At 73.9% G+C, this 13,687-nt stretch carries 12 protein-coding genes; 3 read left to right on the top strand and 9 right to left on the bottom strand.

What is annotated here, in order from left to right:
- Window positions 1-25 precede the first annotated feature (25 nt).
- The 3 genes from OHA17_RS34930 to OHA17_RS34920 all read right to left on the bottom strand — a co-directional run bounded on the left by OHA17_RS34930 (window position 26) and on the right by OHA17_RS34920 (window position 4,408).
- On the bottom strand, window positions 26-2,218 hold the full coding sequence (locus tag OHA17_RS34930; RefSeq protein WP_406509808.1) for a tetratricopeptide repeat protein: 2,193 nt from the start codon (window positions 2,216-2,218) through the stop codon (window positions 26-28).
- 18 nt (window positions 2,219-2,236) lie between these two features.
- Window positions 2,237-3,127, bottom strand: coding sequence for an oxygenase MpaB family protein (locus OHA17_RS34925; protein ID WP_406509807.1), 891 nt, complete (start codon window positions 3,125-3,127; stop codon window positions 2,237-2,239).
- Window positions 3,128-3,217: 90 nt separating this feature from the next.
- The gene (locus tag OHA17_RS34920) at window positions 3,218-4,408 is read right to left on the bottom strand and encodes an acyl-CoA dehydrogenase family protein (RefSeq protein WP_398875002.1); all 1,191 of its coding nucleotides are present in this window, start codon (window positions 4,406-4,408) and stop codon (window positions 3,218-3,220) included.
- 223 nt (window positions 4,409-4,631) lie between these two features.
- Between OHA17_RS34920 and OHA17_RS34915 the strand changes: the two genes are divergently transcribed.
- A complete protein-coding gene (locus OHA17_RS34915) occupies window positions 4,632-5,051 on the top strand; it encodes a CBS domain-containing protein (protein ID WP_406509806.1) in 420 nt (139 codons plus the stop codon).
- 110 nt (window positions 5,052-5,161) lie between these two features.
- Window positions 5,162-5,362 (top strand): hypothetical protein, encoded by a 201-nt coding sequence (locus tag OHA17_RS34910; protein ID WP_398874997.1) that lies wholly within the window; start codon window positions 5,162-5,164, stop codon window positions 5,360-5,362.
- A 127-nt stretch (window positions 5,363-5,489) separates the two neighbouring features.
- Here the strand turns inward: OHA17_RS34910 and rho are convergent, their stop codons facing one another.
- From rho to OHA17_RS34890, 4 genes are all read right to left on the bottom strand, one after another.
- Window positions 5,490-6,617 (bottom strand): transcription termination factor Rho, encoded by a 1,128-nt coding sequence (gene rho, locus OHA17_RS34905; protein ID WP_406509805.1) that lies wholly within the window; start codon window positions 6,615-6,617, stop codon window positions 5,490-5,492.
- A gap of 347 nt (window positions 6,618-6,964) precedes the next feature.
- Complete coding sequence (locus OHA17_RS34900; protein WP_406509804.1) at window positions 6,965-8,341, bottom strand: DUF2252 domain-containing protein; 1,377 nt, start codon at window positions 8,339-8,341, stop codon at window positions 6,965-6,967.
- Between the two features lie 270 nt (window positions 8,342-8,611).
- Window positions 8,612-9,496, bottom strand: coding sequence for a carboxymuconolactone decarboxylase family protein (locus tag OHA17_RS34895; protein WP_406509803.1), 885 nt, complete (start codon window positions 9,494-9,496; stop codon window positions 8,612-8,614).
- 29 nt (window positions 9,497-9,525) lie between these two features.
- A complete protein-coding gene (locus OHA17_RS34890; protein ID WP_406509802.1) occupies window positions 9,526-10,272 on the bottom strand; it encodes an AraC family transcriptional regulator in 747 nt (248 codons plus the stop codon).
- Between the two features lie 129 nt (window positions 10,273-10,401).
- Here OHA17_RS34890 and OHA17_RS34885 point away from each other — a divergent pair, with 129 nt between their 5' ends.
- On the top strand, window positions 10,402-11,577 hold the full coding sequence (locus OHA17_RS34885; protein ID WP_406510897.1) for an MFS transporter: 1,176 nt from the start codon (window positions 10,402-10,404) through the stop codon (window positions 11,575-11,577).
- Between the two features lie 6 nt (window positions 11,578-11,583).
- Here the strand turns inward: OHA17_RS34885 and OHA17_RS34880 are convergent, their stop codons facing one another.
- Entirely contained in the window at window positions 11,584-13,143 is a 1,560-nt protein-coding gene (locus OHA17_RS34880) for a bifunctional phosphatase PAP2/diacylglycerol kinase family protein (protein ID WP_406510896.1), read from the bottom strand.
- Between the two features lie 51 nt (window positions 13,144-13,194).
- A complete protein-coding gene (locus tag OHA17_RS34875; RefSeq protein WP_406509801.1) occupies window positions 13,195-13,572 on the bottom strand; it encodes a DUF488 domain-containing protein in 378 nt (125 codons plus the stop codon).
- Window positions 13,573-13,687 lie beyond the last annotated feature (115 nt).

Below are 13,687 nucleotides of genomic sequence, written 5' to 3'. Positions count from 1 at the left end.
CGCCGGTTCCCCCCTCCCTCCGGGCTCAGCCCCCGCCGCCCTGCCGCAGGGCCGCCACCCTGCGGTACAGCTCCACCGCCTCCGCTCCCCGGCCCAGTTGTTCCAGACATTGGGCCTCGTCGTTGCGGGCGGCCAGGGTGTCGGGGTGGGCGGCGCCCAGGGTGCGCTCGCGGGATTCGGCGATGTGGCGGTAGACGTCCAGCGCATCGGGCCGGCGGCCCAGCCAGCCCAGGCCCACGGCGATCTCACGGCGGCTGATCAGGGTGTCGGGGTGGTCGGGGCCGAGCACCCGCTCGCGCAGGGCGCACACCTCGCGCGCCTCCTGGAGGGCCTCCTGCCAGCGGGCGAGCCGCCCGAGGTTGACACCGAGGCCGTGCCGGGCGCGCAGCGTCTGCGGGTCCTCGGGGCCGCTGACCCGCAGCCGGTCCTCGACCAGGCCGCGGTACAACTCCAGGGCCTCGGGGCTGCGCCCGAGGCGGCCGAGGCTGACGCCGATCTCGTAGCGGGCCGCGAGGGTGTCCGGATGGTCGGCCCCCAGAGCCGCGGCCCGCCCCCGGGCGACCTCGCGACAGGTGGCGAGCGCCTCGATCCAGCGCCCCAGCAGGCCGAGCGCGTACGCCACTTCGTACCGCGTGACCAGCGTGTCGGGGTGTCCCGCACCGAGCACCCGGGTCCGCGCGGCGGCCACTTCCTGGGCCATCAGGCAGGAGTCCTCCAGGCGGCCGAGCCTGCCGAGGCTGACGGCGAGGTTGTGCCGGCAGCGCAGGGTGTCCGGGGCGTCGGGTCCCCGGGTGCGCTCGCGGGCCGCGAGGACCGTGGCGTAGAGCCGGTGCGCCTCGAAGTGACGGCCGAGACGGCCGAGGACGTACGCGGTCTCCTCGCGCGCGTCGAGGGTGTGGGGGTGGTCGGGCCCGAGCGAGCGGGATCTGCCGTCGGCGACCTCGCCGAACTCGCGCAGCGCGTCGGCCTCGTGGCCCGACCGGCTGAGCGCGAAGCCCAGTTCGTAGCGGCTGGAGAGCGTGTCGGGGTGGTCGGGGCCGAGCACCCGGGCGCGCTCGGCGGCGACCGCCCTGTGTGCCTCGCCCGCCTCTGCCCAGCAGCCGGGTCGGCACAGTTCGAGCGCCGCTTCGTGGCGGCCGTTCAGGTCGGCGAGGACTTCCGGCGGCGGGGTCGGCCGGTCCGGCTCCCGCGGGGCGGGGGTGTGCCGGGTGGTCCATTCGCCGGTGAGGCCCGCGGTGGGGTCGGGCGGGGTGGCCGGGGTGAAGAGCCGGGTCGCCTTGTGACCGGTGGTCATCCCCTTGGTCCAGGACGGGAGCCGGGGCGCGTGGCGCGGGGGCAGCGGCACGGGGTCGGCCAGGGGCCGCGGCGCACCTCGCCCAGCGGCCAGCATGCGCCCCAACTCCCGTGCGTCGTCGGGGCGTTGGCCGGGCTCCTTGGCCAGCAGGTCGAGCACGGCCCGTTCGAGGAACTCGGGCAGTTCGGCGCGGTGCTCGCGGGGCGGCCGGGGCGGGGTGTCGCGGTGGCCGACGAGCACCGCCCAGGCGTCGTCCAGGTCGAACGGCGGCGCGCCGGTGCACAGCTCGTACAGCACGCAGCCCAGCGAGTAGAGGTCGCTGCGGTGGTCGACCTCGACGCCGCCGATCTGTTCGGGCGACATGTAGTGCGGGGTGCCCATGGCGATGCCGGTGCCGGTGAGCCGGCTGGTGAAGCCGATGTCGGCGCCGAGCCGGGCGATGCCGAAGTCGCAGATCTTCACGGTGCCGTCGTCGAGCCGCATGATGTTGGCGGGCTTCAGGTCCCGGTGGACGATGCCCTGTTGGTGGGTGTAGGCGAGGGCGGCCGCGACCTGTTCGGCGATGTCCACGACGTCCGGCACCGGCAGCGGATGCCCGTTGGTGTCGTCCAGGAGCTGGCTCAGGTTGCGGCCTTCGAGCAGTTCCATGACGAGGTAGAGGCCGCCCTCGTACTCCCCGAAGTCGTGAACGACGGTGACGCCTCGGTGCTGGAGCGCGGCGGCGACCCGGCCCTCGCGCCGGAAGCGCTCCCTGAGCACCCGGGTGAACGACTCCTCGTGGCCGGGCGCCGGCGGCTTGAGCAGTTTCACCGCGACGTGCCGCTCAAGGGATTCGTCACGGGCCCGCCACACCTCCCCCATGCCGCCGCGCCCGATCAGGTCGAGCAGCCGGTAGCGGCCGTGGATCAGCCTGGTGTCCGCCATCTGATGCCGCCGCCCCCGTCACTGACCATGCGCCCTCCCCGGCCCGTCCAGTATGGCGGCCTGTCTGCGGAGTTTGTACGGGGCGGGTCGGGACCCGGGTCCGAGCCGGGCGACCGCCTTCAGGATGTGCCGGGGCGGCAGCTGCCAGCGCAGGGTCGCGGGGATGCGGCGCAGCGCCGTCCCGGTGAGTGTCAGCCGGCGGTCCACGGTGCGCTCGGCGGGGGCGGGCCTGCCGTAGAGCTCGTGGGCGTACGGGGGCAGCGAGGCGTAGGCGAGGTGGGCCACGCGCCGCCAGACGAGCTCGCGCGCCGGGATCAGGAGGGGGTGGGTGGGCGGCCGCCGCAGGAAGTCGTCGACGTCCCGCGCGTCTGCGGTGGCCGCGAGCCCGGGCCGTACGGAGTCGAAGTAGGCGGCGAGCTCGGCGACGGTGCCGGGCACGCCGGCCGGGTCGAGCCCGACCAGGCGGGCGTCCACGCGGTGTTCACCGACGTAGCGGTCGGCCTGGGCGTCGCTCAGCCGGAACCCCGAGCGCCGGGCCACACTGAGATAGCTGTCGATCTCGGCGCAGTGCACCCACAGGAGCAGCTCGGGGTCGTCGATCCCGAACCGCTCCCCCGTCACGGGGTCGTCCGCCTTGAGCAGGGCGTGGATGCGCCGGACCCGGGCGCCCGCCTGCTCGGCCGCCTCCTTCGTGCCGTACGAGAGCGTCCCGACGAAGTCGGCGGTGCGCATCAGACGTCCCCAGGCGTCCTTGCGGAAGTCGGAGTTCTGCATGACGCCCCGCACGGCGCGCGGGTGCAGCGCCTGGAGGTAGAGCGCCCGGATCCCCGCGATCCACATCATGGGGTCGCTGTGCACCTGCCAGGTGACCGATTCGGGGCCGAAGTAGCCCGGGTCGGCGTCCGCCATCCGCCACCTCCGGTGGGCATGCCCTCAGGGCCGGGCGCAGCCACGACATCAGAAGGTTAATCCGTCCTTCGGCGAGGGGATACGGGTCCGCTACCGCCGCACCCGGGGCATCCCCAGCCCGATCCAGGCGATGATCTCCCGCTGGATCTCGTTGTTCCCGCCCCCGAACGTGAAGATCACCGCGGAGCGGTAGCCGCGTTCCAGTTCACCGTGCAGGACCGTGCCCGCCGAGCCCTCCTTCATCGGGGCGGCCGCCGCGACGATCTCCATCAAGGAGGCATACGCGTCCCTGCGGGCCTCCGAGCCGTACACCTTGACGGCGGAGGCGTCCTGGGGGGTGAGGGTGCCTTCCTGGACGGCGTTGACCATCTGCCAGTTGAGCAGTTTCATCGCGTCCAGGCGGGTGTGGGTACGGGCCAGGTTCTTGCGGACCCAGCCGAGGTCGATGACGCGGCGGCCGTCGGCGAGCTTGGTGTCGGCCGCCCAGCGCTGGACGTCGTGCAGGGCGCGGATCGCCATCGTGCCGTGGGCGGCCAGGGTGACCCGCTCGTGGTTGAGCTGGTTGGTGATCAGGCGCCAGCCCTTGTTCTCCTCGCCGACCCGGCGCGACGCGGGGACCCGGATGTTCTCGTAGTAGCTGGCCGTCGTGTCGTGCGAGGCGAGCGTGTTGATCAGGGTGCAGCTGTAGCCGGGGTCGGAGGTCGGGACCAGGAGCATGGTGATGCCCTTGTGCGCGGGGGCGTCCGGGTCGGTGCGAACGGCGAGCCAGACCCAGTCGGCGGTGTCCCCGTTCGTGGTCCAGATCTTCTGCCCGTTCACCGTGTAGGTGCCGGTGGCCGCGTCGCCCTCGCGCACCGCCCGCGTCTTCAGGGCCGCGAGGTCGGTTCCCGCGTCCGGCTCGCTGTAGCCGATCGCGAAGTCGATCTCGCCGGAGAGGATCTTCGGCAGGAAGTACGCCTTCTGCTCGTCCGTGCCGAACTGCATGATCGTCGGGCCGACGGTGTTCAGCGCCATCAGCGGCAGCGGGACCCCGGCCTGGGCGGCCTCGTCGAAGAAGATGAACTGCTCCATCGGGCTGAGCCCGCGCCCGCCGTACTGCTTGGGCCAGCCCACCCCCAGCCAGCCGTCCCCGCCGAGCCGCCGCACGGTCTCGCGGTAGAACCGCTTCTGCGCGGCCGGGTCCGCGTACCGGGCGTAGACGTTGTCCGGCACCAGGCCGGCGAAGTAGGTCCGCAGCTCGGTGCGCAACTGCTGCTGCTCAGGCGTGTATTCGAGGTGCACGGCCCCTCCAGGACGGTCGCGGTACGGCGGCGCACACAGTAGAACGTGTTCCAAGAATCTGGAAGGGGAGCCGCCGCCCTCTCGTGCGCGCCGCCCGCTGGACGGCGGGTGCCACGACACCCGATCGGCGCCGAGCGGTCGCCCGGGGCCGTGTGCCCGGTGAGCATGGCCGAGGCGTGTGCGTCGAATCCGTACGCCTTTCGCACCCTTCACCGGAGGCCTCGTGACCACTGCCCGTGACCTGATGACCCCGGACGTCCGCTGCGTCCCGGCTTCCGAAACCCTCGACCGGGCCGCCCAGTTGATGCGCGACCACGGGATCGGCGCGCTGCCGGTCAAGGGCAGCGACGGCGAGCTGGCCGGCATCGTGACCGACCGGGACATCGTCGTGAAGGTGCTCGCCGCCGGGAAGGACGCCTCGCGGGTGACCGCGGGCGAGCTCGCCGAGGGCGGGGTGCACACGGTCGACGCGGGCGCCGACGCCACTCTGGCGGTCAAGGCGATGGGCGAGGCGCGGATCCGCCGGATCGTGGTGGTCGAGGACGGCACGCCGGTCGGCATGATCACCGAGGCGGACCTGGCCCGGAAGCTCACCGCGGAGGCCTTCTCGTCGTACGCGGGCCGGGTCTACGCGGCCCCCTGAGGCGATTGCGAGGGCTTCCCCGCCGCGGTGCGGACGGGCCGTGTGGCCGGATGCGGTCCGGGTAGGCGGGGGCGAGAATGGTGCACTACCGAAGAGACGTAGGAGGCGGCATGAGCGACCAGTCCGATTCCAGTCCGCAGCGCGACACCGTGACCCCCGATGCCCTGCTGCACACGGGATCCGGGGGCGAGGTCACCGCCGAGGACCTCGTGCTCGCGTCCGGTCGGGACATCACCCCGCAGAGCCTGGCCTGGGCCGAGCGCAAGCTGGCCGCGGAGGGTCCCGCCGCCCTCGACAAGCTGCTCCCCTGAAGGTCCCCCGGTGAGCGACGGCCGCGCGGGCCGCGCCGCCGGGCGATGGGGCGTGCCCGGGCGGATCCGGCCGCGTTCGTCGCCATACCGTCGGTCGCGGGGTTCCCGCTCCGTCGTCCGGGCCGCTTCAGGCGGTGAGCCGGACCTGTCGCAGGAAGGCGGCGTTGTCGGGCGTCTGCCGGAGCCTGTCGAGCAGCGCTTCGAGCGCACCGTGCGCGTCCTGATGGTGCAGCGCCCGGCGCAGTGCGCGTGCGGCGCTCAACTCCCCTGGATTCAGGAGGAGTTCCTCGCGCCGGGTCCCGGAGGGGGTGACGTCCACGGCCGGGAAGAGCCGCTTGTCGGCGAGGGTGCGGGCCAGGCGCAGCTCCATGTTGCCGGTGGACTTGAGCTCCTCGAAGAAGTAGTCGTCGCCCCGCGATCCGGTCTCCACCAGGGCGGTCGCGAGGATCGTCAGGGAGCCGGCCTCCTCGGTGAGCCGCGCGGCGCCGAACAGCCGCTTGGGGCCCTGCAGCGCGGCCGCGTCGACCCCGCCGCTGAGGGTACGTCCGCCGGGTCCGGCCGCGTTGTTGTGGGCGCGGCACAGCCGGGTGAGTGAGTCGAGGAGCACGACGACGTCGCGGCCCTGCTCGACCAGGCGCTTGGCGCGCTCGACGGCGAGTTCGGCGAGCGCGATGTGCTCCTTCGGCGGCCGGTCGAAGGTGGAGGCGAGCACCTCGCCGTGGACCGAGCGCCGCATGTCGGTGACTTCTTCGGGCCGCTCGTCGACGAGGACGACCATCAGATGGCACTCGGGGTGATTGTGGGCGATCGCCTGGGCCAACTCCTTGAGCAGGACGGTCTTTCCGGTCTTCGGCGGGGCGACGATCAGGCCGCGCTGGCCCTTGCCGACGGGTGCGACGAGGTCGACGACGCGGCCGGCGAGCCGGTCGGGCCGGGTCTCCAGACGCAGCCGCTCGCGCGGGTGCAGCGGGGTGAGGTCGGCGAAGTGCGGCCGGCGGCGCAGCGCCTCGACGGGCCGGCCGTTGACCCGTACGACGCGCTCGGGCTTCGACCCCTCGCATTCGATGAAGTCGCCGCTCCGCAGAGCGAGTTGGCGGATGAGGGCGGGCGGGATCTTCACGTCGCCCGGGGCGGGGGCGTATCCGGCGGTCCGGATGCGGCCCTGTCCGCCGGTGAGGTCGAGGACGCCGGCGAGCGGGGCCTCGGCGGGGTGGTCGTGGTGGGTGGTCGTGGGGTGTTCGAGCGTGCTGAGCACAGGAGGGTCCCTTCGCGCGACGGGCGCAGGAGAAGTCCGGGCCGTGACGATGGCCGGGAGGGGAACAGCGGGCGCCGCGCTGGAGGCGGCACCGGGAGGAAACGAGCACGGACGCCGCGAAGAAGGGGCGTACACACGTGCTGATGGCAGAGTAGCACTCCCGCCGCCGGGGAGTGGGGCAGCTGCCGGCGCCGCCCGGTCTTCGCGGCTCAACCACCCGCCCGGGAGGGCGACATGACCCCGTGCTCGACGGGATCTTCCGGTGGTGGTCCACGTCGGCTCTCGGGTTCGGCGGGCAGGGCAGGCGGCTGGGGTCGCGGATGCCGGCCCGTTGGCCCCGGCCGCTGTCAGATGCCGGTGACGGCCTCGACCGTGCCGTCGGCCACGGCCGCCACGAGGGCGGCGTGGTCGGCGGCGTTCTGCGCGGCGTAGCGCACCGCGAACGTGGCGACGGCCCGCTCGAAGGCGTCGGAACCGCCGAGATAGGCGGCGATCGCCACGCGGTCGCCGGACCGGGCGTGGGCCCGCGCCAGGGCCGTCCCGCACAGGGCCGCGTACGCCGCCAGGAGCTGCGGGGGCATCCCGTCGAGGTCGACGGATCCCTTCGTGTCGCGGAGCTGGCGCCAGTAGAAGTGCCGCCCCTGCGGTCCGGTCATCCAGCCGAGGAAGATGTCGCCGGCTGCCTGCGTCAGGCGCTGCCCGGCGACCACCCGGTGTCCGTGGTGGGCGTGGGCCGCGCCGGGCAGGTGCGGTTCGAGCACCGACCGCTCGGCCTCCTTGATCTGCAGGAACAGCGGGTCGGCCGCGTCCCGGCCCTCAAGGAGCACGACGTAGCAGCGGGTGCCGACGCCGGCCACCCCGACGACCTTGCGGGCCGCGTCCACGAACCGGTACCGGTCGAGCAGGATGCGCCGCTCCTCGGCGAGCGACGAACGGTAGTCGCTGAAGATCTTCCGCAGCGCCACCAGATCGGGGCCGGCCACCGGGTCGAGCAGTGGCGGGTCGTCGATGATGCGGCGCCGCCCGTCGCGCGTCTCGGTGAGCCCGGCGAGCGCCCGCAGGCTGGTACGGCTGCGCGCCTTGGCCGGGCCCGCCTCGACCGCCTTGTGGCTGCCGGTGCGGCGGAGCATGCGCACGATGTCCCGGGTGTCGATGTGCTCGTACCAGACGTCGAGCTCGCCCCGGGTGGCGAGCCTGCGTATGCCTCGGCGGTACGCCTCTGCCGCCGCCAGCGCCGAGACGCGGATGTCGGCGTCGGGGTGCCCGTTCTCGCGGGCGGCGACGACGGCGCTGGCGGCGAGGCGCTTGACGTCCCATTCGAAAGGGCCGGGGCAGGTCTCGTCGAAGTCGTCGACGTCGAACAGGAGGGCCCGCTCGGGCGAGGCGAACACGCCGAAGTTCAACAGGTGGGCGTCGCCGCAGAGTTGGACGGTCAGGCCGGTGTTCTCCTGGGCGGCGAGGTCGGCGGCCATCACCGTCGGCGACCCGCGCAGGAAGCCGAGGGGGTTCTCGGCCATCCGCCCGTACCGGATCGGCACCAGCTCGGGCACCCGCGTCCGGGCCTGCTCGGCCAGGACCGCGAGGGGGTCGGGCCGGTCGGCGCCCGGTATCCACCGGCCGTGCGCGGAGCGGGAGAGCCGCTTGCGGGCGGCGCGTCCCTGCCGCGCCCGCTCGTCGGGACTCATCGCGGGCCGCGCGGCGGGACTCGGGCTCGGGCTCGTCATGGGGCACACCCTCCGGCGTTCGGTCCGGGGCGGGCGGTGGTCGGGGACGTGGTGCGGGTTCCTCGGTTCCTCGGTTCCTCGGTTCCTTGACTGATCGGGTTCTACGACTTCTGTCCGCACCCGAGCGTATCCAGGGTGGGCGGCCGCGGCACCCGCTGCGTCGGCCAGCCTGCGAGTCGACTGCGGTACAGCGCCCTGGAGGGGCGCGGGGAACTGCGCGACCAGCCACGGACGACCCGCGGTCGAATACCCGGGCCGCCCGCAGAGTGCTCAGCCTTTCCTCGCCTCACCGCCGGAGGCATCCCGCTCGTCGAAGACCTCCCGCGCCGCAGCGATGCCGTTGAGCGCGGCGGGGAAGCCGGCGTACCCCACCATCTGCGTGATGACCTCGACGACCTCCTCGCGGGTGCCGCCCACGTTGAGGAAGCCGTGGATGTGGACGCGCAGCTGGGGCGCGGCCGTGCCGAGGGCGGTGCACATGGCGACGCTGGCCAGTTCGCGCGACTTCAGGTCGAGTGCGGAGCGGGAGTAGATGTCGCCGAAGGCGAACTCGATGATGTAGCGCGTCAGATCGGGCGCGATGTCCCGCAGGGAGGCGACGACCTGGTCGCCCGCGTGCCCGTCGACCTCGGCCAGTTTGGCGAGCCCGCGCTCGTACCGGTCGCCCGGCAGCGGCTCGGTGTCGACCGGGGTGGCGGCGACGTCGGGGCGGGCCTCGAAGACCTCGCGGGCGGCGCCGATGCCGTTGAGCGCGGCGGGGAAGCCCGCGTACACGGCGGTGTGGATCAGGATCTCCACGATCTCGGCCGGGCTGACTCCGACGTTGAGCGCGCCGTCGATGTGGAAGCGCAGCTGGGGAGCCGCGTTGCCCATGGCCGCCAGCGCGCCGACCGTGGCGATCTGCCGCTGGCGCAGGGTGAGTCCGGGGCGGGACAGGACATCGCCGTATCCGAAGGCGACGGTCATGCGGCCGAGGTCGGGTGCGATGTCGGCCAGGCTGTCCAGGACGGCCGGGTTCTCCTGGCCGCCGACGATACGCAGCACGGCGAGCCCACGCTCGTACCGCTCGTCGGTGGTCTCGATGGGCTCGGCGGTCCGGGCGGCCTGGGCGTTCGCCGCATTCTTCGTGTTCTTCGTGTTCTCCGCGCTGTTCATGCACCAGACGCTACGAGTTGGAGCACGCTCTAACGCAAGCGGCTGTGCGTACCCGGTGTGTGACCGAAGGCGCGGCGGAACACATCGATGAACGCGCTGGTCGAGGACCACCCGCAGCGGTGGGCCACGACGGTCACCGGGGTGTCCTCTGCGAGGAGTTGAAGGGCGTGGTAGAGGCGGAGCTGGGTGCGCCACTGGGGGAACGTCATGCCGAGGTCCGCGCGGAACAGCCGGGTCAGGGTGCGCTCGCTCGCGCCGGCCCGGGCGCCGAGTTCGGCGAGCCCGCGCCGGTCGGCGGGGTCGGCTTCGAGCATCGCGCACACCGCGACCAGGCGGGGGTCGCTGGGCGCGGGCAGGTGGACGGGCTCCTGCGGCGAGGCGCGCAGCTGGTCGAGCAGCACGGCCCGCAGCCGCTTGCCCTCGGGGCTTGCGTCGTCGGGCGAGCGGGTGTGGGCCAGGAGCAGCTCGCGTAGGAGCGGGCCGACCATCAGCACGGTGGGCGCGTCCAGACCCAGCGGGTTCTCGTGGGCGGCGATGCCCATGAGGTGCAGTTCGAGCCTGCCGTGCGCCCGGTGGGAGTGCACGGTCCCGGCCGGCACCCAGATCGCGCGCGTGGCGGGGGCGACCCACGTGCCGGCCTCGGTCGTGACGGCGAGGACTCCGTGGCTCGCGTAGACGATCTGGTGGTCGTCGTGCCGGTGCGCGTCGATGCTGTCCCCCGGCGCCATCTGCTGGGCGCGGGTGGGGGCGACAGGGGTGTGGCGGATTTTCGGCATCGCTTGGCAATTTATCGGAAGCGGGACAGTGGCGCACCCGGTGATGATCGGGCTGTGCCGAAGAAACAGCAGCGTGGTGAGCGCATGGGTGGGACGTCCGGACGGGGTGGGGGGCTGCTCCGCAGTCCGATGTTCCTGCTGGCGGCGGGGCATTCCTGTGTCGATGTGTACCAGGGTGCCGTCGCGGCCCTGGTGCCCTTCTTCGTCGCCGAACGCGCCTACTCCTACGCCGCCGCGTCCGGCATCGTGCTCGCCGCCTCCCTGCTCTCCTCCGTGGTCCAGCCGCTGTTCGGCGCGCTCACCGACCGGTGGGCGCTGCCGTGGCTGCTGCCCGTCAGTACGACGGTGGCCGGGGCCGGCATCGCGCTGAGCGGCACCGGCGGCGCGTACGCCACGACCTTGGCGATGGTCGCCGTGTCGGGGGTCGGGGTGGCCGCCTATCACCCCGAGTCCGCCCGGGTGGCCCGGCTCGCGTGCGCCGGGAGCCACACCGCGATGGGCTGGTTCTCACTCGGCGGCAATCTGGGCTTCGCGGCCGCGCCGCTGCTCGTGGCCGGGGTGGTCGGCGTGGGCGGGCTGCGCGCGGCGCCGCTGCTCGGGGTGCCGGCCGCGCTGGGCAGCGTGCTGTGCGTGCTCGCGCTGCGCGCGATGCGGGGCACCGGGCAGGCCGCGGCCCGCGGCGTACGGGCCGTGGGCCGCGACGACCGGGCCTCGTTCGTGAAGCTGTGCCTGGCCGTGATCTGCCGCTCCCTGGTCTTCGTGGGCCTGAGCGCGTTCGTCGCGCTGTACGCCCGCCAGCGCGTGAGCAGCGGTCAACTGGCGGGCTTCGCCGCCCTGTTCGTGCTGTACGCGGGTGGCGCGGTGGGCACGGTGGTGGGCGGCGGGCTCGCGGCGCGCTGGGACCGGGTGCGGGTGGTGAACTGGTCGTACGCGGCCGCGGTGCCGGCCGTCGCCGGGGTCGTGTTCGTACCGGGCCCGGCGTTCTACGTCTTCGTCGCGCTGACCTCGGCCGCGCTGTACGTGCCGTTCTCGTTGCAGGTGACGCTGGGTCAGGACTATCTGCCCAGCCGGATCGGCACGGCGAGCGGGGTCACCCTCGGCCTGACGGTGAGCGTGGGCGGTGTGGCCAGCCCGCTGATCGGAGCCGCGGCGGACGCCACCTCGCTGGGGGCCGCGCTCACCCTGCTGATCGTCTTCCCGGCCCTGGCCTGGCTGCTCACCCGCACCCTGCCGGAACCCGCGCCACCGGAGCCGGACGCTCCGGCGCCGGACGTCGCGAAGTCACTTGTCCCGCGCGGCAGTTGACGAGTATCAAGGTGCCGTCCTCGCTCCGAGCGCGGTGGCTCCGGCGGCGATGGCGGCCGTCGCGGTGCGGGCCCGCTGGGCGATCTCGTCCTGGGGGTCGGCGGGGCTGTAGACGACGAGCACCCGGTCCGCCTTGTCGAGGAGCAGGGCGTCCGGCGCGGCCGCGGTCTCGCCGTCGTACGCGAGGGTGTTGACCTCGTCGAGGCCGGTGAGGCGGACCGACCGTACGCGTTCGGCGCGGTAGACGTGGGAGCGGCGCAGCGCGCCCACGAGCGCGCAGACGGCGAGGCGGGTGCGGGCGAGCCGCGCCTCGGCGTCGACGGTCCGCAGGTCGATGAGGCCCTCGTCGAGGCGGGGCCGGTGCGAGGGGGCGAGCCCTTCGGGCTGGTAGTGGCCGTTGCCCGCGAACAGCAGCCACAGCGACCGCGGGCGGCCGTCGATCCGCAGGCGTACGGGGGTGGCGGTGCGCAGCACCCGGACGAGGGCGATGGCGGCGGCCGGCCACTTCCCGATCCGGTCCTCCATGCCTTCGCGCATCCGGACCAGGTCGGGGTAGAGGCCGATGCTGAACGTGTTGAGGAAGGCGGCGACGTCCTGGCCCGCGTCGTCGCGGACCCGGGCCAGGTCGACGCGGATCGCCTCGCCGTGTTCGACGGCGTACACGGTGTCCTCGAAGGCGGCGACGCCCGCGTCGAGGGCGAAGTGGTTGAGGGTGCCGCCGGGGAACACCGCGAGGGCGAGGCCGGCGCGGGCGGCGCGTTCGCAGGCCGCGTTCACGGTGCCGTCGCCGCCGCACACACCGAGCACTCCGGCGAGCTCGCCCGCCCGGGCGACGGCTTCGTCGAGGAGCTCGCCCAGGTCGTCGCCGGGCCCCCGTTCGACGATCTCGGCCTCGGGCAGCAGCAGCCGCAGGTGCTCCGGCGCGGGCAGGCGGCCCGGAACGCCCTTGCCGGAGCCGCCGTTGACGACCACGACGAGGCCCTGGCCGCGTTGCAGCGCGGGCGCGGCGGCGCGGGTGTGCAGGGGGTGGAGGGGCTGCGGCCGGGGCGGCCACCAGTAGCAGGTGACGGCGGCCGCGGCCATGCCGAGCGCGCAGCCGGCCAGCACGTCGCCCGGGTAGTGGACGCCGACGTAGACGCGGGAGAACGCCACGGCCGCGGCGAGGGGGGCGAGCAGCGCCCCGTACCGGGTGGACTCCAGGGCGACGCCGGTGGCGAAGGCGGCGGCCGAGGCGGAGTGCCCGGAGGGGAACGAGGTACTGCTCGGCAGCTTCGCCAGGCGCCGCACCAGCGGAACGGCGTCGATGACCGGGCGGCGGCGCCGGGTCGCGTACTTGGCGACGGTGTTGGTGGTGAGCGAGGCCAGCGCCAGCGCGCCGATCCCGCGCCGGGCGGCCCGGCGGGCCGTGGGCCCCCCGGCCACCGTGAGCGCGGCCGCCGCGGCGAACCACAGCCGCCCGTGGTCGGCGGCGTGACTGAGGCGGGGCAGCACCTGCTCGGCGCCGGCCAGCTTCGCGGTGGCCACGCGCTCGAACCAGCGGCGGTCGACGGCACCCATCCGGGACATCGGTGACATGCCCCCTGCCTAGCCCGGATGACACCGGTCCGCCCGCCGGACTCACCCGGACGGGCGGCCCCGCTTCAGGACCGCCACCAGCGTCGGCACATGGCTGTGGTCGATGTCCTTCACTGCGGTGACCAGGGTGACGGCGCGGCCCTCGGCCAGGGCGAGCAGCCGGTCGAGCGCCTGCGCCGGTTCGGGCTCGGCGAGTTCGGCCTCGTACCGCTTCTGGAACTCGGGGTAGCGCGTGCGGTCCTCGTGGTACCAGCGGCGCAGTTCCGTCGAGGGGGTGAGTTCCTTGGGCCACTCGTCGACGGCCGCGCGCTCCTTGGACAGGCCCCTGGGCCACAGCCGGTCCACCAGGACGCGTACGCCGTCGCCGTCCTCGGGCGGGTCGTAGACCCGGCGGACCCGCATCGTGCGCTTTCCCGGCATGGGTGCCTCCCAGGGTGTCGTCTCCCCCGTGCTGCCAACAGCCCAACCCTGTCAACAGCGCGCCGATTCGGCGACCGACGGCAAGGGCGGCCCGATCGTCTCGGGCCGCCCTGGG

The sequence above is a fragment of the Streptomyces sp. NBC_00212 genome (genome assembly GCF_045206365.1).
Lineage (GTDB): Bacteria > Actinomycetota > Actinomycetes > Streptomycetales > Streptomycetaceae > Streptomyces.
This window is presented reverse-complemented; position numbering and strand designations above follow the sequence as displayed.

Coding starts and splice junctions, on each gene's coding strand:
- OHA17_RS34885 (WP_406510897.1), top strand. CDS start 10,402: ATGTTCCTGCTGGCGGCGGGGCATTCCTGTGTCGATGTGTACCAGGGT.
- OHA17_RS34925 (WP_406509807.1), bottom strand. CDS start 3,127: ATGGCGGACGCCGACCCGGGCTACTTCGGCCCCGAATCGGTCACCTGG.
- OHA17_RS34930 (WP_406509808.1), bottom strand. CDS start 2,218: ATGGCGGACACCAGGCTGATCCACGGCCGCTACCGGCTGCTCGACCTG.
- OHA17_RS34875 (WP_406509801.1), bottom strand. CDS start 13,572: ATGCCGGGAAAGCGCACGATGCGGGTCCGCCGGGTCTACGACCCGCCC.
- OHA17_RS34910 (WP_398874997.1), top strand. CDS start 5,162: ATGAGCGACCAGTCCGATTCCAGTCCGCAGCGCGACACCGTGACCCCC.
- OHA17_RS34880 (WP_406510896.1), bottom strand. CDS start 13,143: ATGTCCCGGATGGGTGCCGTCGACCGCCGCTGGTTCGAGCGCGTGGCC.
- OHA17_RS34900 (WP_406509804.1), bottom strand. CDS start 8,341: ATGACGAGCCCGAGCCCGAGTCCCGCCGCGCGGCCCGCGATGAGTCCC.
- OHA17_RS34890 (WP_406509802.1), bottom strand. CDS start 10,272: ATGCCGAAAATCCGCCACACCCCTGTCGCCCCCACCCGCGCCCAGCAG.
- OHA17_RS34895 (WP_406509803.1), bottom strand. CDS start 9,496: ATGAACAGCGCGGAGAACACGAAGAACACGAAGAATGCGGCGAACGCC.